At 56.8% G+C, this 25,624-nt stretch carries 26 protein-coding genes and 1 pseudogene; 20 read left to right on the top strand and 7 right to left on the bottom strand.

The genetic code is table 11. From position 1 onward, the window contains the following. The first annotated feature begins 2 nt into the window (after positions 1-2). The 4 genes from nadD to ACGHEN_RS06445 all read left to right on the top strand — a co-directional run bounded on the left by nadD (position 3) and on the right by ACGHEN_RS06445 (position 2,662). Positions 3-680 (top strand): nicotinate-nucleotide adenylyltransferase, encoded by a 678-nt coding sequence (gene nadD, locus ACGHEN_RS06460; RefSeq protein WP_089573445.1) that lies wholly within the window; start codon positions 3-5, stop codon positions 678-680. Positions 681-767: 87 nt separating this feature from the next. After that, complete coding sequence (gene yqeK, locus ACGHEN_RS06455) at positions 768-1,301, top strand: bis(5'-nucleosyl)-tetraphosphatase (symmetrical) YqeK (RefSeq protein ID WP_390399394.1); 534 nt, start codon at positions 768-770, stop codon at positions 1,299-1,301. 27 nt (positions 1,302-1,328) lie between these two features. Further along, positions 1,329-1,784 carry a ribosome silencing factor gene (gene rsfS / locus ACGHEN_RS06450; RefSeq protein WP_006236081.1) on the top strand — a complete coding sequence of 152 codons (456 nt, stop codon included), beginning with the start codon at positions 1,329-1,331 and terminating at the stop codon, positions 1,782-1,784. 137 nt (positions 1,785-1,921) lie between these two features. After that, the gene (locus tag ACGHEN_RS06445; RefSeq protein ID WP_040359946.1) at positions 1,922-2,662 is read left to right on the top strand and encodes a transposase; all 741 of its coding nucleotides are present in this window, start codon (positions 1,922-1,924) and stop codon (positions 2,660-2,662) included. 72 nt (positions 2,663-2,734) lie between these two features. Here ACGHEN_RS06445 and dinB read toward each other — a convergent pair whose 3' ends face one another. Further along, positions 2,735-3,988, bottom strand: coding sequence for a DNA polymerase IV (gene dinB, locus ACGHEN_RS06440; RefSeq protein WP_390398211.1), 1,254 nt, complete (start codon positions 3,986-3,988; stop codon positions 2,735-2,737). A gap of 201 nt (positions 3,989-4,189) precedes the next feature. On the opposite strand from dinB, the gene rpsP reads away from it, so the two are divergent. The 8 genes from rpsP to ACGHEN_RS06400 are packed head-to-tail and all read left to right on the top strand — an operon-like array spanning position 4,190 to position 10,661. Continuing rightward, positions 4,190-4,531 (top strand): 30S ribosomal protein S16, encoded by a 342-nt coding sequence (gene rpsP / locus ACGHEN_RS06435; protein WP_022094749.1) that lies wholly within the window; start codon positions 4,190-4,192, stop codon positions 4,529-4,531. Positions 4,532-4,573: 42 nt separating this feature from the next. Then, a complete protein-coding gene (locus ACGHEN_RS06430; protein ID WP_171021534.1) occupies positions 4,574-4,819 on the top strand; it encodes a KH domain-containing protein in 246 nt (81 codons plus the stop codon). Positions 4,820-4,823: 4 nt separating this feature from the next. Continuing rightward, on the top strand, positions 4,824-5,345 hold the full coding sequence (gene rimM / locus ACGHEN_RS06425; RefSeq protein ID WP_390398208.1) for a ribosome maturation factor RimM: 522 nt from the start codon (positions 4,824-4,826) through the stop codon (positions 5,343-5,345). Between the two features lie 10 nt (positions 5,346-5,355). Further along, positions 5,356-6,114 (top strand): tRNA (guanosine(37)-N1)-methyltransferase TrmD, encoded by a 759-nt coding sequence (gene trmD, locus ACGHEN_RS06420; protein WP_390398205.1) that lies wholly within the window; start codon positions 5,356-5,358, stop codon positions 6,112-6,114. Between the two features lie 2 nt (positions 6,115-6,116). Next, entirely contained in the window at positions 6,117-6,680 is a 564-nt protein-coding gene (gene lepB / locus ACGHEN_RS06415; protein ID WP_390398203.1) for a signal peptidase I, read from the top strand. Between the two features lie 59 nt (positions 6,681-6,739). After that, positions 6,740-7,651 carry a glycine--tRNA ligase subunit alpha gene (locus ACGHEN_RS06410; RefSeq protein WP_117820562.1) on the top strand — a complete coding sequence of 304 codons (912 nt, stop codon included), beginning with the start codon at positions 6,740-6,742 and terminating at the stop codon, positions 7,649-7,651. 3 nt (positions 7,652-7,654) lie between these two features. Then, a complete protein-coding gene (glyS, locus tag ACGHEN_RS06405; protein WP_390398200.1) occupies positions 7,655-9,751 on the top strand; it encodes a glycine--tRNA ligase subunit beta in 2,097 nt (698 codons plus the stop codon). 34 nt (positions 9,752-9,785) lie between these two features. Further along, positions 9,786-10,661 carry a pyruvate, water dikinase regulatory protein gene (locus ACGHEN_RS06400; protein WP_390398197.1) on the top strand — a complete coding sequence of 292 codons (876 nt, stop codon included), beginning with the start codon at positions 9,786-9,788 and terminating at the stop codon, positions 10,659-10,661. Between the two features lie 616 nt (positions 10,662-11,277). On the opposite strand, the gene ACGHEN_RS06395 is transcribed toward ACGHEN_RS06400, so the two are convergent. Genes ACGHEN_RS06395 through ACGHEN_RS06385 form a run of 3 tightly spaced genes read right to left on the bottom strand, consistent with a single transcriptional unit; the run spans position 11,278 to position 14,073 of the window. Further along, a complete protein-coding gene (locus ACGHEN_RS06395) occupies positions 11,278-12,420 on the bottom strand; it encodes a methyltransferase (RefSeq protein WP_390398195.1) in 1,143 nt (380 codons plus the stop codon). Next, entirely contained in the window at positions 12,413-13,447 is a 1,035-nt protein-coding gene (locus ACGHEN_RS06390; protein ID WP_390399391.1) for a radical SAM protein, read from the bottom strand. The genes ACGHEN_RS06395 and ACGHEN_RS06390 overlap by 8 nt, the downstream gene beginning before the upstream one ends. Positions 13,448-13,488: 41 nt before the next feature. After that, complete coding sequence (locus tag ACGHEN_RS06385; protein WP_390398194.1) at positions 13,489-14,073, bottom strand: DUF5969 family protein; 585 nt, start codon at positions 14,071-14,073, stop codon at positions 13,489-13,491. A gap of 310 nt (positions 14,074-14,383) precedes the next feature. Here ACGHEN_RS06385 and ACGHEN_RS06380 point away from each other — a divergent pair, with 310 nt between their 5' ends. Then, positions 14,384-15,037: a DUF1648 domain-containing protein gene (locus ACGHEN_RS06380; protein WP_390398191.1), complete on the top strand. Its 654-nt coding sequence runs from the start codon at positions 14,384-14,386 to the stop codon at positions 15,035-15,037. Between the two features lie 500 nt (positions 15,038-15,537). Next, positions 15,538-15,870, top strand: a complete 333-nt coding sequence (locus ACGHEN_RS06375) for a hypothetical protein (protein ID WP_390398189.1) — start codon at positions 15,538-15,540, stop codon at positions 15,868-15,870. Positions 15,871-16,450: 580 nt separating this feature from the next. Here ACGHEN_RS06375 and ACGHEN_RS06370 read toward each other — a convergent pair. The 3 genes from ACGHEN_RS06370 to ACGHEN_RS06360 are packed head-to-tail and all read right to left on the bottom strand — an operon-like array spanning position 16,451 to position 18,585. Then, a complete protein-coding gene (locus ACGHEN_RS06370; protein ID WP_152078497.1) occupies positions 16,451-16,633 on the bottom strand; it encodes a hypothetical protein in 183 nt (60 codons plus the stop codon). 12 nt (positions 16,634-16,645) lie between these two features. After that, positions 16,646-17,692, bottom strand: a complete 1,047-nt coding sequence (locus tag ACGHEN_RS06365; RefSeq protein ID WP_390398186.1) for a radical SAM/SPASM domain-containing protein — start codon at positions 17,690-17,692, stop codon at positions 16,646-16,648. After that, positions 17,692-18,585, bottom strand: a complete 894-nt coding sequence (locus tag ACGHEN_RS06360) for a PqqD family protein (RefSeq protein WP_390398185.1) — start codon at positions 18,583-18,585, stop codon at positions 17,692-17,694. The genes ACGHEN_RS06365 and ACGHEN_RS06360 overlap by 1 nt, the downstream gene beginning before the upstream one ends. 171 nt (positions 18,586-18,756) lie before the next feature. On the opposite strand from ACGHEN_RS06360, the gene ACGHEN_RS06355 reads away from it, so the two are divergent. From ACGHEN_RS06355 to rplS, 6 genes and pseudogenes are all read left to right on the top strand, one after another. Continuing rightward, a complete protein-coding gene (locus ACGHEN_RS06355) occupies positions 18,757-19,116 on the top strand; it encodes a hypothetical protein (protein WP_390398183.1) in 360 nt (119 codons plus the stop codon). Positions 19,117-19,212: 96 nt separating this feature from the next. Further along, positions 19,213-20,817 (top strand): ATP-binding cassette domain-containing protein, encoded by a 1,605-nt coding sequence (locus ACGHEN_RS06350; RefSeq protein ID WP_390398181.1) that lies wholly within the window; start codon positions 19,213-19,215, stop codon positions 20,815-20,817. Positions 20,818-20,921: 104 nt separating this feature from the next. Further along, positions 20,922-21,137, top strand: a pseudogene (locus tag ACGHEN_RS06345) (hypothetical protein); the annotation flags it as partial. Positions 21,138-21,169: 32 nt separating this feature from the next. After that, complete coding sequence (locus ACGHEN_RS06340) at positions 21,170-21,505, top strand: hypothetical protein (RefSeq protein ID WP_390398178.1); 336 nt, start codon at positions 21,170-21,172, stop codon at positions 21,503-21,505. A gap of 746 nt (positions 21,506-22,251) precedes the next feature. Then, entirely contained in the window at positions 22,252-25,002 is a 2,751-nt protein-coding gene (gene ppdK, locus ACGHEN_RS06335) for a pyruvate, phosphate dikinase (protein WP_390398176.1), read from the top strand. Between the two features lie 209 nt (positions 25,003-25,211). Then, on the top strand, positions 25,212-25,553 hold the full coding sequence (gene rplS / locus ACGHEN_RS06330) for a 50S ribosomal protein L19 (RefSeq protein WP_006236098.1): 342 nt from the start codon (positions 25,212-25,214) through the stop codon (positions 25,551-25,553). The last annotated feature ends 71 nt before the right edge of the window (positions 25,554-25,624 follow it).

Raw genomic sequence — 25,624 nt, 5'->3', positions numbered from 1 at the left:
CCATGTCGCTGCGCGGTGGAATCGGTCTGCCCGAGCTTCCTCTAGAGGACGGGCAGGAGTTTAGGCTCGGCATTATGGGTGGCACCTTTGATCCCATCCATTACGGGCACCTGGTGACCGCTGAGCAGGCGCGTGAGTCCCTCGACTTGGATGCCGTGCTCTTTATGCCGGCGGGCACGCCTGCCTTTAAGCTTGACAAGCCGGTGACGCCTGCCGAGGACCGTTATGCCATGACGGTCCTCGCCACCGCCGCGAACCCGGCCTTTTTGGCGAGCCGGTTCGAGATCGACCGCCCGGGCGTAACCTATACGGCTGATACGCTTCATGCCCTTCGCGACTTTTACCCGCCGCAGGTAAAGCTCTACTTTATTACGGGCGCCGACGCGATTATCGATATTGTGACCTGGCATGATGCCGAACGAATTGCTGAGCTTGCTACCTTTATTGCGGCGACGCGACCGGGCTTTGATATCGATACGGCGCGTGCCCGAATCAAAGAGTCGGGGCTGCCGTTCGACGTGCGCTATATTCAGATTCCGGCGCTGGCGATCAGCTCGACGAACATTCGCAAGCGTGTTGCCCGCGGTATGAGCGTGCGCTATCTTACGAGCGAGTCCGTGCTCGGCTACATTCGCAAACGCAGGCTATATGCCGATTTGGGCCAAGAAGATTTTGAGTGATGGGGGTCTACGTTGTCGGTAGAGGATCAGTTTGAGGGCGATGAGCGCGCGCTGCTCAAGCGCATTCAAGAGCTGCTCGATGTTCGCATGAAGTATAAGCGCAAGCGCTATGTGCATTCGCTGGGTGTTGCCGAGACCGCACTTCATCTGGCCGAGGTCTACGGCGTCGACCGCTTTGATGCCGCTGCCGCCGGTCTGATCCATGACTGGGACAAAGTGCTCTCCGACGACGAGCTGGTCACGCGCGCTCTGCATTACGGCATTAAGATTGCCGGCTCTCCTTCCGCCGCGACGCCGCTTTTGCATGGCCCTGTTGCCGCCTATGAGCTTCCGCAGCTTTTTCCCGAGCTGTCGCCGGCCGTTTTCCAGGCTGTCGACCGTCACACCGTGGGTGCCTGCGACATGACGCCGCTCGATATGGTGGTCTTTGTGGCCGATGCCATCGAGCCCAACCGCCACGGCGACTATGCACATGCGCTGCGCAAGATGGTGGGGGAGTCGACGCTCGACGAGTTGTTCTTCTCCTGTTTTGCGCAGGGTTTGGTCTATGTGATTCAGTCCGGGCGCTATCTTTATCCCACGGCTATTTCGATTTACAACCATTACGCCCAGCTGCGCTAGCTCGGGCTGTCTAGAAAGAGGTATTCCATGGCCGACGAGACCATGACCGACGAGCAGATTCTTGAAGGTGTGGAGCACAAGAGCTTCGTCGCCACGTCCGACCGCACTGCCGCCTCGCTGTCTGCGAGCGGTGTCGCCGCCGAGGATGTCGCCCGCGCCGCCGCGCAGGCCGCCTACGACAAGAAGGGCGAGGACGTTCAGGTGCTCGACCTGACCGAGCTTTCCGACGTATGCGACTACTTTGTGCTTGCCACCGGTACCAACAACCGCCAGGTCGATTCTATCGTCGACGAGATCGAGGAGAAGGTCGCCGAGGCTTGCGGCGAGCACCCGTTCTCCATCGAGGGTCGCGAGCAGAAGACCTGGATGCTCATGGACTATGGTTCGGTTGTCGTCCACGTCTTCACTCCCGAGGCGCGCGACTTCTACCGTCTCGAAAAGCTCTGGGGAGACGCCCCCCAGCTTCCCCTCGACCTCCTCTAAATGATTTTTCTGGGACGGGGATAAAATAATCATTGCTACCGTTTGCCGAACCGCTCACCTTTGTTGGGCGGTTCGGCCCTTTTCTTCCTTTCCTTTTGTATGCTGTGACTACTGCATCCTTGGAAGGGAGGGTTTCGATGACTCGTGTTGCCCGTGCGTTGTCCGAACTTGGCCATTATCACGTCATGCTCAAGGGCTGTGCTGGCCAGCTGATCTTCGAAGACGATGACGATCGCCTTTATTTTCTCAATCTATTGAACAGACGATTTACGTCCGCTCATATTCGTCTTCTTGCCTGGTGCCTCATGGACAATCATGTTCACCTGCTATTTGATGATCTCGATAATCAGATGAGCGTTGCTATGCATGCGATTGATACGGCATATGCGAAACACTTCAATCAAAAAACCGGCCGCCGCGGACCGGTGTTCCAGGAACGATTCAAGAGTGTGATCATTTCTGACGACAAACAGCTGCTTCGTTGCGTCCGATACATACACGATAATCCTGCAAAAGCAGGTATTTCTTCTGCTCCTCTGTATCGCTGGAGCAGCTTCCATGAGTATTTCTCTCATCCCGAAATTTGTGATTGTGAAGGTATTCTCAATCTGTTTGGGGGTACGGAAGCGTTTTATCTTTCGAGTACCGACGGCAAGCCTAATCCCTATTTTATGCCCGAAGGTAAGCATATCTCCGATATGGATGCGCTGGAAGTTGCCCGGGCTCTTTTGGCTCCGCATGAGCCTTATCAGCTTAAAACTTTGCCGAAATCAGAGCGAAATCGTCTTCTGGCAGTGTTGAGGCATCGGGGGTTTACGATTGACCAGATTTCGCGTCTGACGGGAATTGGGACCAATATCATTCAAAGGGCGAAATGACGCTCCAAATGATTAAAAAATCCCCGTCCTAGAATAATCATTCGCAGCTGCCCGGCTTTTTTGCCTTAGGGACTAATCGTTGAAGCGGGATTGGCGGCCGAAGGATAGAGCGGTGTCGCCGAACTTGTCTCGGACGGCGTCGATAGCGACTGAGAGGTCGCGACGGTCGCTGGATTGGGCTCCGCGGTCGTCGATCTCGCAGAACAGGTCGGTCTGGATGCCGCCCTGATGGTCAAAGTCGCTCATGCCGATGCCCGCCAGGCGCACATGCATGCCTTCCTGCCAGATGTTATCGAGCAGCTCGAGCGCCACCGCCACGAAGATGTTCTCATCGTCGGTCGGATGCGGCAGCCGGCGCTGTGCCGAGCGACCGCTTCCATACGAATACTTGAGTTTGAGCGTCACCGTGGCGCCCGTTAGTCCCTGACGGCGCAGGCGGCGTCCCACTGACTCTCCCAACAGCGCAATCGCCGCTTCGATGTCCCCACGCTCAGTCAAATCTTTCGCAAAGGTGCGTTCATTGCTGACCGACTTGACCTCGCGACCTTCGTCCAAGCTCGTAACTTCGGAAACCTCGAGTCCCAGCGCACGCTGGCGCATGCGTTCGCCGTTGACGCCAAAAATAGAGGCCAAGGTGGATTCCGGTGCACGTGATAGCTCGCCGAGCGTGTAGATGCGCATGCGGCGCAGCCGCTCCTCGGCAGTGCGCCCGATGCCGCTCATGGCAGATACCGGCAGCGCGGCCAAAAAGCGCTGCTCGGTTCCGGGGCGCACGATGGTCAGCCCAAACGGCTTATCCCGCTCGCTTGCGATCTTTGCGACCGTCTTGTTGCAGCCCACGCCAATGGAGCAGGTTACCCCCAGCGCCGCCACGCGGTCGCTTATACGCCGCGCAATCAGCAACGGGTCCTCGGGTGCAAAGCGACCTGGCGTGATATCGATAAAGGCCTCGTCGATGGATACGCGCTCTACGCGCGGGGTCTCGTCGGCGAGAATCGCCATGACCTGTGCGCTGACCTCGTGGTAGCGATCGAAATGCCCATGCGTCCAAATGGCCTGCGGACAGAGGCGCCGTGCCTCGGCCGAGGGCATGGCGGAGTGCACGCCAAAGCGACGTGCTTCATACGAACACGTGGACACGACGCCGCGCGAATCGGCGTCTCCGCCCACGATGAGCGGCTTGCCGCGCCACTCGGGATGATCGAGCATCTCCACGCTCGCAAAAAACGCATCGAGATCCATGAGGCCCACCGCCGGACCCGTCCAGGGAGGCGGCGTGACGCCCGCAGCATCTTCATAACCGTATGTATGTTCGCGTCTTTTCATGGCATGAGTATACCGCGCAGCTCATGTGGGGTGCGTGTATGTGCTTGCAAATCGAGAATTCTTGTCTAAGATATGGATTTGCCTTCGACTATACCGAAGAAGTTGGTCTCACGGACTTCACCTGCCCGCGTCGATGGCGTATTATGTTCAACTGTTTGTTTGTAGTTGCAGCCTAAAGCTGCTTGGTTGGAGGAGTTTCCTTTGGCAGTCAAGATTCGCCTTGCTCGTCACGGCGCTAAGAAGCGTCCGTACTACCGTGTCGTCGTCGCCGATTCCCGCGCCCCGCGTGACGGTCGTATCATCGAGGAGGTCGGCCGCTACAACCCGATGACCGCCCCCAAGACCATCAACCTCGATCTCGAGAAGATCGCCGACTGGCAGTCCAAGGGCGCTCAGCTCACCGACGCTGTCGCTGCTCTGGTCAAGGCCGCCAACGAGGGCGAGAAGACCGAGACCGTCGTCAAGAAGTCCAAGAAGCAGCTCGCCAAAGAGGCCGAGGCCGCTAAGGCTGCCGCTGAGGCCGCTGAGGGCGCCGAGGAGTAAATCGTGCCTGAGGTTGACGCTGCACAGCTCGAGGGTGAGGCAATGCTCTCAGATCGCATCGCCGATCTCGTCGAATATCTCGTTGTTCAGATCGTCGACGACCCGGATTCCGTGAGCCTTGAGGTCATCGACGGTGACGACGCCTCCACGATTGAGGTTTCGGTTGCCGAGGATGACGTCGCTAAGGTCATCGGCCGTCGTGGCCGTACCATCAAGGCCATTCGCACGCTCGCCCGTGCACTGGCCGCTCGCCTCGACACTGCAGTCGAGGTAGAGGTTCTGGGCTAGGACCTTGAGGTCCCAGTACAAAAACATCGCCCGTGTGGTCAAGCCGCACGGAAGGAAGGGGGAGGTCCTCGCGCAGCCGCTGCGGGGGCTTCCTTCTGTATTGACGCCGGGTATGCGCGTCGCCTTGACGCCGCCGGCGCTCAAGCGCGACCGTTTTTGCACGGTCGTATCCGTCAACGATACGGGCGATGGCGATCTGGTCTCGTTTGAGGGCATTGACGACTTGACGGCCGCCGAGGGCATCACCGGATGCTACGTGCTGGCAGACCGTGACGATTTTGAGCTCGATTCGCTCGACGCCGCCTATACCGACCTGATGGGTCGCGAGGTGGTCGACGAGCGCTTTGGCTCGCTCGGCACGATCGTCGAGATCATGTCGACGCCCGCCAACGATGTTTGGGTTGTCGAGGGCGATCGGTACGGCGAGGTGCTGATTCCCGTGATCGAGCAGGTTGTGCTCGATCTTCCCGATCAGGGGACAATTTCCGTCCGCGTTATGGACGGTTTGATCAATATGGACAAGTAGGGAGGAAAACATGCTGATCGAGACCCTTTCGGTCTTTCCCGAGATGTTTGAGCCCGTCATGTCCACATCGATCTTGGGTCGCGCCCGCAAGGCCGGCCTTTTTGATTTTAAGGCCTATAACCTGCGTGACTGGACGCACGACCGCCATCGTACCGTTGATGACGAGCCGTATGGCGGCGGGCAGGGCATGCTCATGAAGGTCGAGCCCATCGCCGAGGCCATCGAGGCCATCAGCTCCGAGGGTCCCAAGCCCACCGTGGTGTTCTTCACCCCCTGCGGCGAGCCCTTTACGCAGCATGTGGCCGAGCGCCTGCTCAAAAGCGAGCGCTTGCTGTTTGTGTGCAGCCGTTACGAGGGCGTCGATGAGCGCGCATATGCGTATGCCGATGAGCGTCTATCGATCGGCGACTACGTGCTCACGGGCGGCGAGCTGCCCGCTATGGTCGTAGCCGATGCCGTCGTACGGCTCATTCCCGGAGCCTTGGGCGACGAGATGAGCAACGTGGACGAGTCCTTCTCGACCGCTGAGGACGGTGGCCTGCTCGAGTACGCGCAGTACACCCGCCCCGCCGAGTTCAATGGCGAGGGCGTGCCGCCGGTGCTCGTAAGCGGCGACCACGCCAAGGTCGATGCCTGGCGTCGCAAAAACGCCATCGAGCGTACCTGTCGCTGGCGTCCCGATCTTATCGAGACGGCACGTCTTACGCCCAATGAGCGCGCGTACGCGCAGGAGATCCTGGACGCTTCGTTTTCGCAGAGCGAGGAGTGAGAATGGTTCCATCGCAGCATTCCGTGCTAAAGGGTGCGTTTGAGTGGGTCGTGGTTGTCGCAATCGCGCTGGTCGCCACCTTCTTGATTCGCTCGTTTGTGGTCGAACCCTTTGTGGTGCCTACCGGTTCCATGGAGTCCACGATCGAGATCGGAGACCAGATTCTGGCGCAGAAGGTGACGCTCGAACTCGGACAGCCCGTCAAGCAAGGCGATATCGTGGTGTTCCACAACCCCGATGCCACGTCCGAGCATGACGTGCTGGTAAAGCGCGTTATTGCCACGGCCGGCCAGACGGTCGACCTGCAGGACGGCAAGGTCGTCGTCGATGGCCAGGCGCTCGACGAGGACTATACGACTGGCATGAGCTGGCCGCTTTCGGTCCAAGCCCCCGGCGCTCAGGTGAGCTATCCCTACACCGTCCCTGACGACTGTGTGTGGGTGATGGGCGACAACCGCGAGAACTCTGCTGACTCCCGCTACTTTGGCCCGGTCGACCGCTCCGACTTGATTGCCGTGGCGCTTGTGCGCTACTGGCCGCTCAACCGTATCGGCGCTATCGATTAAAAACCGCTATAGTACAGTACCTAACCGTGTAATCGTTTCGACGAGGGGATATAAGAGGCATGAACGCTTCATCGCTTTCCTTCCAAGACATCATCCTGCGCCTCCAGCAGTACTGGGGCGAGCAGGGCTGCGTAATTATGCAGCCCTATGACTCCGAGGTCGGTGCCGGTACCTTCCATACCGCGACCACGCTGCGCTCGCTCGGTCCCGCCGAGTGGCGCACCTGCTATGCGCAGCCCTGCCGCCGTCCCGCCGACGGCCGCTACGGCGAGAACCCCAACCGCATGCAGCACTACTATCAGTTCCAGGTGCTCATCAAGCCCTCGCCGGTCAACGCTCAGGAGCTCTACCTGGGTTCGCTGGCCGCCATTGGCCTGGACCCCAATGACCATGACGTCCGCTTTGTTGAGGACGACTGGGAGAGCCCGACGCTCGGCGCCTGGGGCCTTGGCTGGGAGGTCTGGCTCAATGGCATGGAGGTCACGCAGTTTACGTACTTCCAGCAGGTGGGCGGCATCGAGGTCGACCCCGTGCCTGTCGAGATCACCTATGGCCTGGAGCGCATCGCCATGTACGCCCAGGGCGTCAACTCGGTCTACGACCTGGTGTGGAGCTACCTGCCCGACGGCACGCCCATGACCTACGGCGACGTGTTCCTGGAGAACGAGCGCGAGTTCAGCGCTTATAACTTTGAGGTCGCCAACGTCGAGATGATGCGTCAGAAGTTTGATGACTACGAGGCCGAGTGCCACTCCTGCCTGGAGCGCAAGCTTCCGCTGCCGGCATATGACTGCGTCATGAAGTGCAGCCACGCCTTCAACCTGCTCGATGCCCGCGGTGCGCTCTCCGCGGTTGAGCGCGCAAACTACATCCTGCGCGTCCGCGCCGTCGCCAAGGCGTGCTGCGAGGCCTACATGGCCGAGGTCGCCGGAATCAACGAGAATGCCGACCAGGAAGGCGAGGTGGCGTAAGCCATGGCAGACGCTAAGGATTTCCTGTTTGAGATCGGTACGGAGGAAATGCCCTCCGCACCGCTGAACAATGCCGTCAAGCAGCTTGGCACCATGATCGCCAAGGGTCTCGACGAGGCCGGCTTGGCCCACGGCGAGGTCCGCGTGATCTCGAGCCCGCGTCGTCTGGCCGCGCTCGTTGCCGACGTCGCCACCGCGACCGACGAGGTTCACGAGGTCAAGCGCGGCCCCGCGGCCAACATCGCCTTCGATGCCGACGGTAACGCCACCAAGGCCGCCCAGGGCTTCGCCCGCAAGTGCGGTGTGGCTGCCGAGGATCTGGTCCGTCGCGAGGACACCGACGGCCGTGAGTACGTCTTTGCCGAGAAGAACATCCCTTCCGCCCCGGCCACCCCGATCCTGACGGCCCTGTGCGAGAAGACTATCGCTGGCCTGCAGTGGCCCAACTACCGCTCTCAGCGCTGGGGTCACGAGCATGCGACCTTTGTTCGTCCGGTCCGCTGGATCTGCTGCCTTCTGGGCGAGGACGTCGTGCCCGTGTCGTTTGCCGACGTGACGAGCGGCAATACCACGCGCGGCCATCGCGTCCTGGGTCCCGGTGACCATGTGGTCGCCAGCCCCGCCGTCTACGAGCAGGTGCTCGAGAACGCCGGTGTGCTCTCCGCCGAGCGCCGCCGTGAAGCCATCCTCGCCGGTATCGCCGAGGTCGAGGCCGCCCGTCCCGGCTGCCACGTCGATACGCCCAAGAAGGTCTTCGAGGAGGTCATCAACCTCTGCGAGTGGCCGACGGTCCTTGTCGGTACCTTCGATGAGGAGTTCCTCAAGGTTCCGCACGAGATTATCTGCGAGTCCATGCTCACCAACCAGCGCTACTTCCCGATCTATGACTGCGAGGGCAAGCTGACGCGTGAGTTCGTGATCGTCTCCAACAGCAAGCCCGAGAACGCCGAGCGCGTGATCGACGGCAACGAGCGCGTCGTGCGCGCCCGTCTGGACGACGCCAAGTTCTTCTACGAGGAGGACCTGAAGATCTCCCTCGACGAGTTCCGTGAGCGTCTGGCCAAGGTTGCCTTCCAGGAGAAGCTCGGCAGCGTGCTCGCCAAGTCCGAGCGCATTGAGCAGCTCGCGCTCGCTATTGCCCGTGAGGCCCACCTGGGTGCCCACCTGGCTGCCGACGCCGGCCGCGCCGCGCACCTGTGCAAGGCCGACTTGGTGTCCAACGCCGTCGTCGAGTTCACGAGCCAGCAGGGCGTGATGGGCGGTTACTACGCCACCGCGATGGGGGAGAACGACGAGGTCGCCCACGCTATCCGCGATCACTATCGTCCTCGCTTTGCCGGCGACGAGCTGCCCGAGGGCACCGCTGGCTGCATCGTGGCCTGCGCCGATAAGCTCGATACCATCGCCGGTATCTTTGCCATCGGCGAGCCCCCGACCGGCTCTTCCGACCCGTATGCGCTGCGTCGTGCCGCCATCGGCATCATCAACATCCTGCGCGACCGTCTGCCGATCGACCCCACTTCGCTCATCGACTTTGCGCTCGAGCTCTATACCGAGCAGGGCATTGCGTTTGACGCCGCCGAGGTCGCCCAGCAGGTTTGCGACTTCTTCCACGGCCGCCTGGTGAGCATGGCCCGCGACGAGAAGATCCCGGCCGATACCGTTGCCGCCGTCTCCGCGGTGCACATCATTGCCCCGTCCGTCTTCTTCGCCCGCTGCGCCGCCCTCGACGAGGCCCGCAAGAACGACGCCGAGACCTTCGACAACCTGGCGACCGCCTATGCCCGCGCCGCGCATATCTCCAAGCCCGAGCTGGGCGCGGAGTATGACCGCAGCCTGATGGGCGAGGTCGAGCTTGCGCTTGCCGACGCCTCCGAGGCCGCTCAGACCGCCGTCGACGCCGCTCTCGCCGCCGAGGATTACCCGGCCGCGTTTGCCGCTCTGGCAGCCCTGCGCGCGCCCATCGACCGTTTCTTCGACGAGGTTATGGTCATGGACAAGGACGAGCAGCTCCGCGATAATCGCCTTAAGCTGCTCAACCGCTTTGAGGCCGTTTTCTCCGGCATTGCCAACATCGGTGAGCTTGCCCGTAAAAAGTAAGCTAGCCTGCGCGTAAGCGCAAAAGGAGCCCCGCATGGATTGCCCGGTCGCCGCTCGTCCCACCGTTATCGTTATCTCCGACTCGCTCGGAGATACCGCTTGCGAGGTGGTGCTTGCGGCGTCCGGGCAATTTGATGAAGGGGCTTTTTGTGTTTTGCGTCTGCCCAAGGTGAACTCAGTGGAGCAGGTCAAGTCGTTTGTCGGTCCGCGCGTCGATGCTGATCATCGCGATATCGCCGTGTTTCACACCATCGTCGACCCGGCGCTTCGTACCCGCGTGCTCGACTACTTGGGCATGCTGCATATTCGCTCGGTCGATTTGATCGGACCGACGCTTGCGGTGCTGTCGTCGCTTATTGGTGTTGCGCCCAAAGGTGTGGCCGGTGTAATCCATAAGACAGACGACCGGTATTTCCATCGAATCGAGGCCATGGAGTACTTTGTCGAGCACGATGACGGGCGCGGCTGCGACGATCTGTCTGGCGCCGATATCGTGCTGCTGGGCATATCGCGCACGTCTAAGACGCCGCTGTCGATGTATCTGGCCTATCAGGGCTACAAGGTCGCCAACGTTCCGCTGGCGCACGGTGTGGAGCCGCCCAAGTCGATTTACGAGGTCGATCCGATGCGTCTGTTCGGCCTGATTTCGACCGTCGATGTGATTTCCGAAATTCGCGATAGCCGCCTGGGCGATGACTACGCCCGCGCCGTCGCCGGTTCCTATGCCGAGCCCGAGAGCGTGCGAAGCGAGCTCGAGGAGGGTCGCGCCCTTATGAAGCGCCTGGGCTGCTTTGTAGTGCGTACCGACGGCAAGGCGATCGAGGAGAGCGCCTCCGAGATCATCGCTCACCTCGATGAGATCCAGGAAGCAAGGGCCCGCCGAGCCGCCCGCCGCGCCCAGCAGCAGTAACTACTGAGCAGTTAATTTGGGACGTGTCTCTATAGTATTGTCAACTCTCATGGGACGAGCCCGCCCTCCTCGAGTCGCTCGGGAGGCTCGGCGTTGCAGAGACGGCGAGGCCGGACGGGGATTACCTCTTCGTGATGGAGGGGAACCCCGGCGCTGGAGGGCGACGGGGAGGCGCCTCGGGTGCAGCTACACAAGGGGGCCTGTCCACGAGGTCCACGTGCGGGAAGTCAATTAATTTACCGTTCAAAAAGGGGGCAATGTGGGAAAGGGCCAAGCCGACTATTGAAATGACGATAAAGACGAGGCATCCTGATGTATGTCGGAATATAGATAGGACAAAACGTATCATCTATATCGCTTCTATGAAACCCGATGCAAGTTCTTCTCAATCTCGAAATAGATTGAAGGCATTGAGAGGAACTTTATACTACAAAAATCGTAGGTCTGCCACCTAGACAGAAGAAGTGATTTTGTATGCGGAATCTTGCATTTTGAAAACCGGTGCCAACTATGAGGTGTGAGTCGGGCTCGGTAAAGCGCGGGGGAAATGAGATAGGCTGCGCGTCATCAGAGAGTGGCGCGCAGCCTATTGACCTGCTTTCGTATGACGGATGCTTTAGAGGATCCAGGGGCCAAGTGGGTTGCCATCTGCGGAGCAGTCTTGAATCGTTAGGATAGGATTTTGAAAGGGCTGTCTCTCCCTCCACGCCTTCAAGTGATAGGTGCAGACGCGGTCGTAGTGGATTTTTTTGTATGCGCGCGATATCTCTTTTACAGCCTCCTCTTTGCTGGAATATTTTCCTGGAGCATGTGCAACAGATGTGCATGCGATACCGTCGATCCAGCCAGATTGGGGTCCGAGGTTAAAGCTCGAGATTATTGTCAAGACACCATTGAGGCCAGCTTGCAACAAATCGTTCTGTATTCGTTCAAATGCTGATTGATTGTTGGTTCCAAGGCCAATCATTCCAATTGCAGAGAGATATCCGCTATCAGTGAGTTTATCTCCTGCACCTCGAATAACCTTGCTTGTGATGATGAGGCCATCTGGACCGCCATCGCCAACGAAGGGGTACGGTACGTCTTCTGGGATTGGCAGCAAAGGAGGATTCACCGTAATGAGCTCATAGCTGCAAGAGCTTTCGATATTGTTTAGTGCGTTGTAGAGACTTCCGGTTAGAATAGTTAAATCTTCGCTAATACCATTGACCAGTGCGTTTAGTTGGCAGATTTCTGAGGCGATTGGATTGATATCTATCGCTGTGACTTGCATTCCAGATTTTGCCAGTATGAGTGCCTGGATGCCTGGTCCAGAGCAGAGGTCTAAGGCATTCTTTCCGGGGGATGGGCTTAGCCGACGAGCGAGCCCAATTGAATCAGAGCCAAAATATAGTAAAGGCGAGGGTGATGGCGCATCGGCAAAAAGCCAGATGCCATGATATCGGATTAGAGATAAACCGGAAAGGGAGGCATTGCCACTGTGCTCGCTTAGCAGCCCGAGTGAGGCTATGGTTTCGACAGTGCCTTTCAGCAGTCTTCTTTTTGCCACTTCTGAATCGAGATCAATCTCTCCACCTAGCATCAGGAAGGAGACGAGCTCTTGATGCTCCCTGTCAAGTTGATCCCAGATGCGATGCGCGCATTTAAAAGGATCTATAGATATGTCAAGTGTGTCTAAAAAATCTGTTACTCCAAGAGTGTCCAATCTACGGAGTGGATTACTCGAGAGCGAATTTAAAGAGGGTAGCACTTCAATCATGTATATCAGACCCATTTCCGATAAAGGTAGTCTCGAATTTAGTCTCGACAATCAAGTCGGCTGCCAGTTTAGGAGCCAGCTTTGCAAGACAGGTCTGTGCCTCTTTCGAGAGGGCGATGTCTTCGCAAATCTCGCATTGAGAGAGGTAGCTTGAGCGCCCAAATGAAGAAAGGCCTCCGCTCGTGCGCAAGTGCTTCAGCAGTCCTCCTGGTCCTATGTATTGTATGTAATTAAGTAGGAGCAGCTGCAGTTCATTAATGTCATCCGTCAGATTGATTTTGCCAAGATCGAAAAGCCAAGTTCCCTCTGCATTTATTCCGCAGCAGGGTGAAAGATGGCAGTTTGGGGAAATAACGAAGTCTTGGCCGCAGTCGGAACAGTGTGACGCTAAGAGACGTGCCTGCGGTCGCGCATTTTGGTTGAGACTGAGATTTCGTGCGCGCCCAATTCGCGTGATGCCTGAATCCGTGATGAAGCGGGCTGGCGCGCGGGGAGTCTGGGTATTATCGTCGAACTGATGCAGGAGTGGAATGTCTTCATTAAGGTACTTGCACAGGTATGCCGGGCTGATTGTACTGTTGTTATCTCTGCAGACCGCAATGCCGAGAGTTTGAAAGCCCATTGTTTTTGCTGAGTTCCAAAGGTTGCGCACATTCTCGAGGGGTATATATTCCGCATGAAAGTCGTCGCAGCTGATATTGATTTCGTCAAGGCCACATGACTTCAATTCGTTGAGGAGCGTTTCTGCGTCTCTTTCGCTTTTCGCCCACCACGCATTCGTTACAATTCGAGTAAAGAGTCCTAAAGAATTCGCATATGCGATGGCCTCGAGAAGGTCATCGCCAAGAAGGGTGCATTCTCCGCCCGTAAACACAACAACACCACTTCCGACGCATACTTCGGCGAAGCTATCGATGAATTGCTGCATTTGGGGAAGAGTAAGCCTGTCACTGTTGTTCGGAGTGCAGCTCATCAGACAATGATCACACACAGCGCCACATCTATATGTTGTTATAAATGTCAGCATTCGAGGTCTGCGGAACAGCACGTGCTGCGAGCTTTCGGAAATCATGCCGCGAGCAAACGGGCGTCGGTGATTACCAAGGTGCCTTCGTTCTCGGAGTAAGTAACTTCGAATTCGACGGAGCGATAAGACCCGCGGGCGACCCCATTGGAAGCCCCTTCGGGGTTGATGGTATTGGAGCTGGAATTCTTGATTGCTGTTTTAAGCACGGCTGCTTGCCTCGCCGCACTCAAGCCCTCTTGATCAAATTTCCTGAAAACAGAAGTTTGTTTGTACGATTCCGATAGTTCAACAACATCAGGTTTGTTCATAAAAATAGCTGATCCATAGCCCATTGTGTTGACGTCGTACTTAAGGTTGGCGTTGTTTTGAGCATTCGCGTTTGCGTTTGCCATTGCGTTTGCGTTCAGAATGATGTTTGCGTTCGTTACTGCGTTTGCATTAAGTACAACGTTTACGAGAGGTATCGTTTGCGGATCAGCTTCGGTGTCCTCGTCATAATATGCAAGCTGGATACGACGATATACTGCGCGTGCAACGGGGACACGCGCCTCCTTTTCGGTTGACTCCACCAGTTCGTACAGAGACTTTTCGATTTCCCGCTTTGATTTGGAGGTCTGTAATTCCATATTTCTGGAATACGGCACGAGGCTGAGCTTCGAAATCGCGTCTTGCGTCGGTAGATTGTTCCGCGTCCGCGACCAGTTTTTCAAGGGTGCTAAGCTGGGACTGTATTGAGAGTTCGTTTAGGTGGTTCACATTGTCCATAGCGGTGACCTCCAATGTTGAATAGCTGTCTTGAAAGACTACGTCATGCTAGTGTCGGTATCGATTTGATACTACGAACAAATTAGAACTAAATGGATATAGTTTCCATACTAATCAAAACAAATTTGCATTCAACTTTTTATTTATACTTGATTTAAGGCGGAGTGGAATGTGAGCGCGCAAGGAGATGCGGAATCGATGAGAGCCTCAAAAAAAATTACCGCAGTGTTATCATCTTTCATCCTCTCTATTCTTCCATTTCTGATTCTATGGGCGGCTTGGTCAGTCCTCCCTGATACAATTCCCGCTCATTGGAGTGGGGGCGTGGCTGATCGATGGGGTAATAAGCTTGAATTGCTGGTTGTTCCGCTGTTTTCTCTGATTGGCTCTATTGCAATTTCTGTGTACCTTATTGTTTCCACGCGGCGAAGAGAGTTCGCGGCTTTCTCTGTTCGAATGCGACGGGACTTTGTTGCGTGCTATATTTCTAGCCTTCTTTTATCGACAACCTGCTCAGTGATAATTGCCGTTTGGGTTCAGTTGATTCTTACGCAAAACACTGCGGTTGATGGGGGGCTTGGACTATCGATCCTGTATTCCCTTCCCGGGCTATATGTGATCTTGTGCGCCTTGCCGCCTTTTTATGCGAGCGGCGGGAGCAAAAAGGCAGAGCGCCTGATAACAGTTCTTATTGGCGGCGCGGAGATTGTTCTTTGTGGAATAGTGCTTGAAGGTTCGGCTGCCTCTTATGCGATGATTGGACTGATGATTCTGTTCTGTGCGTTTGAGATTGTGTCACAGGTAAGGGATAGCCGGTCCTTATGAGTTGAATTACGCGCGTGCGGATATAAAGGGTGGCATGTTAAACTGGTCGTTTTCTCGTTCTGGGACATTTGCAGTAGGATGAGTGGGACTAGGCGCGCTGCGGTGTGATGGTGAAGGTTGAGACTTGTATCGCTGCAAATCCGCTGATGCACATTTTGCTATTGGGCTTGAAGGTGGGACCGGCAGGCCTTTGTTTGGGTTGTTCTGGTCGTCCAACGCGTGTTGCACGGCTTTATATTGTTACGCTCGTTCGGCGCTCCGTTGGAGCATTTCCGGGTTTGTCGGCATCATGACTTGGCCAAGTGACACGCTTGCCGGGACGGTTGTAACGCCGCGCCGGTTCCGTGTGCTCCTTTGTTGTTGGCCTGTCCAGCCGGGGGCGGATTCGGCCTCATGTTGTGGCGCACGGCCTTCAGGGGCTTCCCCTGGCGAGTTATGTTCGTCCGTATGGGTAAGGGTCGGGTTGAGCTGACAATCCCGTGTCGGAAGGGGCTTGCACCGTGCGCGCGATGACAGAGATTGAGTGGCTGGACGGCCGTGTGACGAAGGTGCCGGAGCTCGCCCTGGGCGATGCGTTCGGCGAGAGCGTCCAGGCGGAGCTCGATTTCGGGTTCGACGATGTGTTGGAGGGCCTTTGGGTCGAGGTGCGCCATCATGAGCCGGATGAGGACTCGGACGGCGACCCGCGCGGGAGGGGCTGCGCACTGTACGCGGACTGCCGGTACAGCCTGGTCGAACCGTCGGACCTCGACAGTGTCTTCTGCATCCTTTACGAGGGGCAGCCGAGGGTCTGCCGCGCCGCGGGGGAGCTAGGGCCCCCGCGGCGGCGGTGAACGCGGCCGCTGCGTGGGAATTTGGGATGGGGGCGGGTTCCGAAACGCCTGCGGAGGGGAGAACCCCGTTGGGCGGGGACTATTCGTGATGCTTGATATCGCATTGCAGTATGGAAGCACGGATCATCTTCGCGATGGTCCGACCGGTTGATGGGCTAGGACGCGCATTCAGCAGGGAAGGGGATGGCTTTTAATGCCGCTTTTGGCTTATGCGTGCCGCGCTCCGCGTATGGCCATCCTGCGGTGCTAAAGCATTCTTGAAGTCTGTTAAGTGAATTCGTTTTAATCGCGCACGTGGCCGTTTGCCCATGTTGCATAACAGGATTCAGTGTTGATTGCCCGTGTGATGACAGCGTGAGTTTCGGGGGGGGGTGGCGTGAGCGGAGTCGCCGCGTTGTATAAGTCTGGCCGGCCCGACTGATGTGTCGATCTGTCGGGCCGGCCGAGAATGGTGAAGAGATCTCGCTGTTGAATGAACGAATGTTACAAGCAGCTCTTCAAGGCGCTTTGGACGTTGGCTGGGGCTGCGCAGTCAATCGCATGCAGTGATAGGCGAGGCGATTGCTCGATGAGCCGGCGACTAGTTCTGTGCTGTACTCGTCCCGGTGCCGTCGTTGTCTGCCGAGTACCAGAATGCGTAGGCCGCAACGACGGCATCATAGACGGCTGCGACTACGTTATCCACGACGGCTGCAAAGTTGACCACAACGGGAACGGGGCCGGTTTTGGAATCCATCTTCTCTACTTCTGGGGTCTCATACATGGGAACATCTCCTTAGAATTGTGACAGGACGCTCAGGTCGCCTAGATCATCGTCGATCAGGTCGATATAGAGGTCGCCGTCCATATTGATGTCTGCAATCAACGATGAGATCTCTTCCATCTCGTCAATCGAGTGCATACGATTGGCCAACGCGGTAACAACGGGCTTATCCCAAACGGTTGCCATTCCGGCATCGTAGTATTCCTGAAGGCTGTGTTTGCGAACGTTTCCGATGATGAGAGGTATATAGGGGGATGCGACGATATCGCCATTGGCGTGGATGGCCACTTGGTCAAATTGCATTTGCAGTTGAGGGAATCTGACCAAGTGGTCGATGGGGTCGCCCCACTCAAGCATGAAGTAGCCTCGATAGTCCGGATCGTATCGAAGGTCATTGATCGTGTTGACTAGCCGACGGTATTGATTATTCGAAGGGCGAATCGTGCGGTTTCTTCGGGCTCTACCGAGGAGCATGAGCGGCTGAACTCTAAGGTCAATTCGGTCAGTTCTACCCGACGATTTCAGCTTGTCTCGAAGCATCGTGCAAACTGGTTTGAAATCGTCGACATTGAACGATGTCGGACAAAAGGCAATTGAAAGGTGCAGTGAGGTTTCGTTCAGCGTGATATCGATGGCGTCGAGCACCCGGTCGTATAATCCCGAGAGTCCTCGCATATGTTCGTGAGAATCGCGTAGGCCATCGAGGCTAAACTGTATGCCGTTTAAACCGGCGCGTTCGAGCTCATGCAAAGTATTTGAGTTTGCAAGCAGACCGTTTGACACGAGGTTGCATTTGACGCTAGATGCGCTGAGCCGCCGCAAGGATTCGATGACAAGATCCTTGCGCAGGAGGGTCTCGCCTCCGCAGAAGCAGAAGCTAAAGGGGTGCATTTGACAAATCGAGTCGACGAGTTCGAGGACTTCGTTGTCGGATAATTCGTTCGCGACGACATCGTTTTCTCCACTGTTGTTGAAGCAGTGTAGACAACGAAGGTTGCATTTGTTTGTAATGTCGAGCGCAACGCTGTGGGGCGCTCCGATTATTGCCGGCATGCTCATTATTGCTTCTTATCGAGCGGGCGAACAAACAGCTTGACGTCGCCCGAGTCGAGCTCATTGGGCAGGGTGCCGACTAAGGAAAAGCCAAGGCGCTGGTCGGAATGGTCAAGTTGTTCGGCGATTGGGGTGGAATCAGGCGCGTCAATTCTGAGCGCGCGGTAGGCTTTGGGAGCGGAAGATCCGTAGTATTCCGCAAGGCGGTCGAGCACACCGGCAAGCAGCGTGGAGCTGCATGAGATAAATTTGATGATGACGCTGCGGCCGGCGGGATTAGTGGCCGGCTCGCATATTATCAATCCATTAATTTCTCCGGACTGGCTCGTGAGTAGAAAATAATCATGGGTAAAGGAAAAGAGCCTTTGGCGAAGAACCAGAAAGTTCTCCAATTCGGGCTCAACGTCGAACTCAGAGAAATAGATCCTATTGCCATTTTTGGACTGTTTTGCAGAGAGGGATTTTGCAGCCGCCTCTTCGATTTCAGCAAACCTGCTCGCGTCCGCGAGAATAAGCAGCTCGTCGGGATCCACCGATGTTAGGTAATCGGAGCCGAAAGGGTCGTTCATATATCTCCCTTCTTTCTTCCAAACGATAAGACAGTTTACGGTCAGGCTATGCAGGGTTTGGGCCAGGTCATGCGCTAGCGTCTCGCGCGGTTGATCTGGGTATTTTTCTTGGAACAGACGGAGAATTTTGGGCAAATCGCAGGTGCCGTCGCATAAGTCAAGAATCTCTTTAGCGACCCTGTTGAGGATCGTATAGATTTGTTTCCCATCTGAGCTTAGGACGCTCAGGCGGTTATTTGGTTCACTGCGAAGGTAGCTTGGGTCGAGGGGGATAGGGATGACTCCAGGCAATGATGAGATTTGCGCGCTCCAAACATTCACGGATTCCATTGATCTCCTTTGGTTGTGGCCTATCTTCCTCGAATAGCAACTCATTCGATAAAATATCACAAATCGAAACGATATATAAAAGAATATATTTATATCGATATACAATATTAGGTTAAAAAAAAGTTTTGATGTTTGTCGATAGGGCTGGTATTGAAGGAGTGGACTGGAGTGATGGCGATGTCGGACGTTGTGGTTTCAATGGTGGGGTCATGCCTGCTGCTGGTGTTCGGAATAATGATATATCGAGGCAAGCTCACGGGATTGCTTGCCGGAATGTCATTGCTATCGGGAGAGCGTTTAGAGGAGGCAAAGCGGACGGCCGAGTCTCTAGGCGCAAACCGAGCGGTGGGGGCGTCTATAGTTTTCTCCGCAATATGCCTTTTTCTCTCGTCCCTTTTTCCGGACAAAAGGGCTATTCTCGGTCTGATGGTGGCTGCCGTTATAATCGCCGCGCTTGCCTATGCAAATAGGGGGCTTATTCGTATGTATATAAAGGTGAAATGGAATCCTGGGCACCGCAACCCGAGATAATGTCTTGAGCAAGGATTAACAACAAGGGATATATGGGAGCGATTAAGCGGCGAACAAATTCAGTTTTGGATAAAAGGCCGCTTGATGGGAGCTGGCATGTTTAAGAAGACGGTTCACGAGTTGTTTCGGTGTAAAGGGTCACGGCTTTTCGTGATTCTCATGCTGGTGAATTTTGCTCTCTCGTGCGTCATGCCCGCCTTAAACGGTGGGTTTGTAGACTTTCTCGTGACGAATAGGGATCCATCTCGCGTCGTGTGGTTTGCGGCCTTTGTTGCGGGCATAGGGATATCGGCCTCCTTCATGTCGTATGCGATGGGTGTGAACGTATCGCGCGTCATCTTGGAGATGACGACGAGACTGATGGGGACCACGTGTGAGTCGTTTGAACGGGGGCCCCTGGAAAAGGGGGAGCAGGCGGATCCATCCTATACAACGCAGAGGGTGTATGCGGATTCGAATGCGGTGTCATCGTTTGTCGTGAACAACTTCCTGACGATCGGGCTTAACGTCGTTCTGGTTGTGTTGATATGCATCATCCTGTTTTCGATTAATCCGGTGTTCCTGGTGTTAAGTGCATGTTCGCTTGTTGCGTACTTCATTTTATTCAGGGCGTTGAAAAAGCCGTTGTACAACAGCTCGCTTGCGAACAAGGAGGGTTTGAGTAAGCTTTTCGCGTCCGTGAGCGGCGAGCTGTCGCAGTTGTTTGACATTAAGTGCGATGGCGCATATAACCAGAGCGCTCGGACGCTCAAAGGGGTATTCGAGGGGTACTACCCGATTTACATGAAAGCAAGTAGGGTCTCGAATCTGGCCACATCAAGCGACGGCCTGATCTCGTCTGTGTTTCGGGGGGCACTGCTCGTGATCTCCGGGATGGAAATATTGAGCGGAAGAATGAGCTTAGGCGAGTTCACAATGGTGAACTCGTATTACTCGATGGCGTTCGGATGCTTCAAGTATTTTTTGAATTATTTCAAATCGTATCAGGACGCAAGGGCCTCGTTCGACCGATTGGGGGCTCTGACGGAGGACGCCGAGGACCGCGGCACCCTCACGGTTGGGCACGTGGAGAGCATATCTTTGTCCAACATCGCGTACCGATACGCGGGAAAGCCCTACTTATACCGCGACCTCTCCGTGGAGGTGGAGGAAGGAAAAACCTATGCCATTACCGGGCCGAACGGATGCGGAAAAAGCACGTTTCTGAAGGTGCTCCTTGGACTATATTCTGCTGGGGGACATCGGGCTTTGGGGTCGGTGCCATATGAAGAGCTCGATATGGAGACGATCCGACGGGACCTGTTTGCGGTGTGCCCGCAAAAGCTCTTTATTCCGAACGAAACGGTGGAGAATTACCTTGAGAGGACGTCGATTCGGGGATCGAACGAAAACCTCCGAGAGCTTGTGCCGAGTTTCTATCGAACCGTCGAATCGTTAAAAGGCAAGAATTGTAGAGACCTTTCTGGTGGAGAGTATCGAAAGCTAAGGATATTCGCAGCACTTCGCAGGCAGCCGGAAGTGCTTGTGTTCGATGAACCAACGAACGATTTAGATGAAGAAAGCCGTCGGGAGTTCACGGGGTATATTCATCGAAATCCCTTCGATCAGCTAATTCTTGTTGTAAGCCATGATCAGGATTTGATTTCAGCATGCGATAGGAAGCTGGATTTGGATTTCGATCCGAAAAATGGGCAATGCTGATGGGAAACGCTTAGAGTTCGGGCTTGCGCGTCATGGAGTAATCTTTCCTCTTATCGAAAATCGTTACAATATAAGAAAAACAGTAAGCAAGAAGAAATGGCTCGGGGAAGAGCTCGCTGCTGTCAGTGATATTGGGTCTATATCCAGATAACACGGAAGGGGCCGTCCTCTACAACGGGGTATCACAGCGTCGCATCGACCGATACGCATTGCGGCGGTGCCGAGTTGGCATTACGGAGCAAGAGCCCCCTATTGTTGGGGGGGGACGATCCTCGATAATCTTACGCTGCTTTCTGATGATTTCGAGGCCGACAAACTGAATCGGATGCTTGCCATATTGGGGTTAGACAAAATGATTGCCGCTGCGGAGAACGGGGCGGCAGCGATGCTTGGCAGCAAGAAAGGAGGGGTGTCCGGCGGGGAGAAGCAGAACATCGCAATTGTGCGGCAGATGTTGAAATCGCCGGACGTCATGTTGTTTCTTGAGTCAACTTCAGCGCTTGATGCGAAGAGCCGGAGCGCGCTAATTAAATTGCTTCATGAGGTTAAGAGAGACCATATTGTAATTGTTGTCACTCATGACAAAGAGATGCTTGCGGCTTGCGACGAGGTCATTCCGATGCCCGGATGCTTATCGGGACGTGGCGTTGAAGGCCCAGAAGATCGAAATGGCGTGGGTGTTGGGTAAGTCCCTACGCGTACGACGTTGGGTTTCTGATCTTCATCGTCCTGCAAAGAAGGCTTTGTAACACGTTTCCCCTGGGAGGCCCCTTTTGTCCGTAGTGGCAAAGAGGGGCTTTTTCGTTTCCCTCTTGCGGCGGAGGGGGACACCATGCGCCTATACAGGACGACCTGCGCGCTTTCGTCGGATGACGGGCTATGTGTCGAGATGGGGGTCTCGGGTGGAGGCCGCATCGCGGTCGCGGTCGGCCAGCGACCATCGGTACGGCTCAATCGTATTACCAGAACTAGTAAGGAGCCGCCCTTTCGGACGACTCAAACTGCAATGGGGCTTTTTTTGCTACCCCGGCCGTTACTCCGCCAAAGCATTCGCGCTATCTGCCGGGGTAGCTAAAATAGCCCCGTCCCAAATTAGCTACTCTGACCAAAATCCCTGGGACAAATACTTCTGATAGATTTTGTCTTTCTTGGCTATTGCGTAGTTTAGGAGATTCCATTCCAATAATTACAGCTTTTTGCTAAAGCGTTTTAGCTGTTTCTACCACATTTGACCTGCAATTACGTTGCGCTGGTATCTTCATAAGGTAACCACCTTTACCTACCGTTTACCGCCAGTTTTAGCACGTTTACCAAACCGCGTATTCTCTGCTCAGGCCCGTTCAAATCCCGCCGTATAGTTCCCTCACGGCCCGCATCCGGCGGGTTGATTCGTTACCACGGTCGTGCGCGAGAGCGCATGGAAGGGGAAGTATCGTGAGCGATTGCAAGAGGGTTTACCGTTTTGGAACCGATGCCCAGGGCACTTGTGTCACTGAGGGCGACAAGTCGATGAACTTCGTGCTTGGCGGCAAAGGCGCTAACCTTGCCGAGATGAGCCGCATTGGCCTGCCGGTTCCCGGTGGCTTTACCATTACCTGCCAGACCTGTGTCGAGTACTCCGGTGCCGGCAACGTCTGGCCCGAAGGCGCACTCGATGAGATCGTTGCCGCCGAGGCAGACCTCGAGGCTCGCTGCGGTAAGAAGCTCGGCGACGCCTCTGACCCGCTGCTCGTATCGGTTCGCTCGGGCGCTCCGTTCTCCATGCCCGGCATGATGGACACGGTCCTCAACCTGGGCCTCAACGACGATTCCGTTCAGGGCCTCATCGCGCAGACGCAGAACCCGCGCTTTGCCTGGGACAGCTACCGTCGCTTTATCCAGATGTTTTCCAACGTCGTCATGGGCGTCGATGCCGATCTGTTCGAGAACGCCCTGACCCAGGCGCGTCTGGTCGCCGGCGTCAGCGTCGATTCCGAGCTTTCGGCCGAGGACCTGCAGGAGCTCGTCGAGACTTTCAAGGGCATCTTCTCCGACAACGTCGAGGCCGCCCTGTACCCCGAGCTTGAGGTCGCCGACGGCAAGCCCGTCTTCCCGCACGATCCGGAGCTCCAGCTGCGCCTTGCTATCCAGGCCGTCTTTGGCAGCTGGATGAACGAGCGTGCCTGCATCTACCGCAAGCAGCATGGCATTTCCGACGAGCTCGGCACCGCCGTCAACGTCCAGGCCATGGCCTTTGGCAACAAGGGGGAGACCTCTGCGACCGGCGTCGCCTTTACGCGCAACCCGGCTGACGGCACCAAGGAGTTCTACGGGGACTTTCTGGTGAACGCCCAGGGCGAGGACGTTGTCGCCGGCATCCGAAACACCGAGCCCATCGCCGACCTCAAGACCACCTCGGGCCTCGAGTCCGCAGGCGAGGAGCTCGAGCGCGTGTTCCTGACGCTCGAGGATCATTACCGCGATATGTGCGATATCGAGTTTACCATCGAGCAGGGCAAGCTCTGGATGCTCCAGACCCGCGTGGGCAAGCGCACCGCCACCGCCGCCCTGCGCATCGCCATCGAGATGGTCGAGGAGGGCCTCGTCACCCGCGAGGAGGCTGTGAGCCGCATCGATCCCGCGCAGCTCGACCAGCTCCTGCACCCGCAGTTCGACGCCTCCAAGAAGTACGAGGCCCTGGCCAGCGGCCTTAACGCCAGCCCTGGTGCCGCCGTGGGCGAGGTCGTGTTCTCGAGTGATGACGCCGTCGCGCGCGCCAACGAGGGCCACAAGGTCATTCTGGTCCGCTGGGAGACCAACCCCGACGACCTGAAGGGCATGGTCGCCGCCGAGGGCATCCTGACCAGCCACGGTGGCAAGACGAGCCATGCCGCCGTTATCGCCCGCGGCATGGGTACGCCCTGCGTTTGCGGCGTTGAGCGCTTCCACATTGACGCGGCAGAGAAGGTCGTGCGCATCGAGGGCAGCGACCGCGTGCTGCGCGAGGGCGATGTCATCTCCATCGACGGCACCCAGGGTATCGTCGTCGACGGCGCGGTCGACCTGGTCTCTGCAGAGCTCACCGGCGACCTGGACACCATCCTGTCTTGGGCCGATGAGATCCGTTTGGACGAGACCGGTGGCCACGCCAACCACGTGCGCGTTAATGCCGACAACCCCGAGGATGCCGAGCTCGCGCTCGAGTTTGGCGCCGAGGCCATCGGTCTGTGCCGCACCGAGCACATGTTCCTGGGCGATCGCAAGAACATCATCCAGAGCTTTATCCTGTCTGACGATGAGGCCGTGAAGCAGCAGGCCCTGGCCGACCTGCTCAAGGTTCAGACCGAGGACTTCCTGGCGATGTTCAAGACCATGTCCGGTCGCGATGTGGTCGTCCGCCTGCTCGATCCGCCGCTTCATGAGTTCCTGGATAATCCTCGCGAGCTCGAGGTCGCCATCACCAAGAAGGAGGCCGCCGGCGCTCCCGAGGAGGAGCTCACTGCCCTGCGCGCCCGCCTGCGTCGCATTGACGGCATGGTCGAGTCCAACCCCATGCTGGGCTTGCGCGGCGTGCGCCTGTCCGTCGTCTTTGGCGATCTGCCGCTCATGCAGGTTCGCGCCGTCGCCACGGCCGCTGCCCGCCTTGTCAAGGAGGGTGTCGACCCGCGCCCCGAGATCATGGTTCCGCTCGTTTCCATCACGGCCGAGCATGTCCAGACCCGCGAGGTTATCGAGCGCGTGATCGCCGAGGTTTCCGCCGAGGAAGGCGTCGAGCTCAATATTCCCGTGGGCACGATGCTCGAGCTGCCGCGTGCCTGCATGGTCGCTGACGAGATCGCCCATCATGCCGACTTCTTCTGCTTTGGCACCAACGACCTCACCCAGACGACCTTTGGCTTCTCGCGCGATGACGCCGAGGCCAAGTTCATCCCGCTGTACATGCATAAAAAGATCCTGAAAGACAACCCCTTCGAGACCATCGACGCGGCGGTGCTGGAGCTCGTGCGCTTGGCCGTCGAGAAGGGCCGCGCCACCAATCCCGACATGCACTTTGGCGTGTGCGGCGAGCACGGCGGCGACCCCAAGTCCATCAAGGGCCTGTTTAACGTGGCCGACGTGGACTACGTGTCCTGCTCGCCCTATCGCGTGCCCCTCGCGCGCCTGGCTGCCGCTCAGGCCAAGCTCGAGGCCAAGCGTTCCGCCTAACGTTTTGGGTTTAGACGCCTAGCGTAGCCCCCTTCATGCCGCCCGTCTCATTCGTGAGACGGGCGGTTATCATGTGCGGGTTTTGTCTTTTTGTCTGCGTGAAAAAATGTTCTTGCAGCAGAAACCCGCGCGTGTATACTCGAATACGTTTGTTCAACTACGTGCCGGCCAAGGTGGTACGGCACCTCTAGAAGAGTAAGGAATTGCACATGGATTACATCCGCGCAATCGAGCGTCAGCAGATCCGCGAGGACATTCCTCAGGTTCGCGTCGCCGACAACGTCAAGGTTCACTACCGCATTAAGGAAGGCGACCGCGAGCGCATTCAGGTCTTCCAGGGCGACGTCATCCGCATGGCCGGCGCCGGTGCCCGCGAGACCTTCACCGTCCGCAAGATGTCCTTCGGTGTCGGTGTTGAGCGTACCTTCCCGCTTCACAGCCCCAAGATCGCCAAGCTCGAGGTCGTTCGTCATGGTCGCGTCCGTCGCGCCAAGCTGTACTACCTCCGCGACAAGGTGGGCAAGGCTGCTCGCATCCCCGAGAAGCGCTAAGAAGATCGCAGCGTCTGTCCACTCGTTTGGACACAAGGGTCACCTTCGGGTGGCCCTTCTTTTTATCTGAT

The organism is Collinsella sp. i06-0019-1H4, assembly GCF_042849575.1.
In the GTDB taxonomy this organism is placed as follows: Bacteria; Actinomycetota; Coriobacteriia; order Coriobacteriales; family Coriobacteriaceae; genus Collinsella.
Note: the sequence above shows the minus strand (reverse complement) of the source record. Positions and strands in the feature narration are given on the sequence as shown.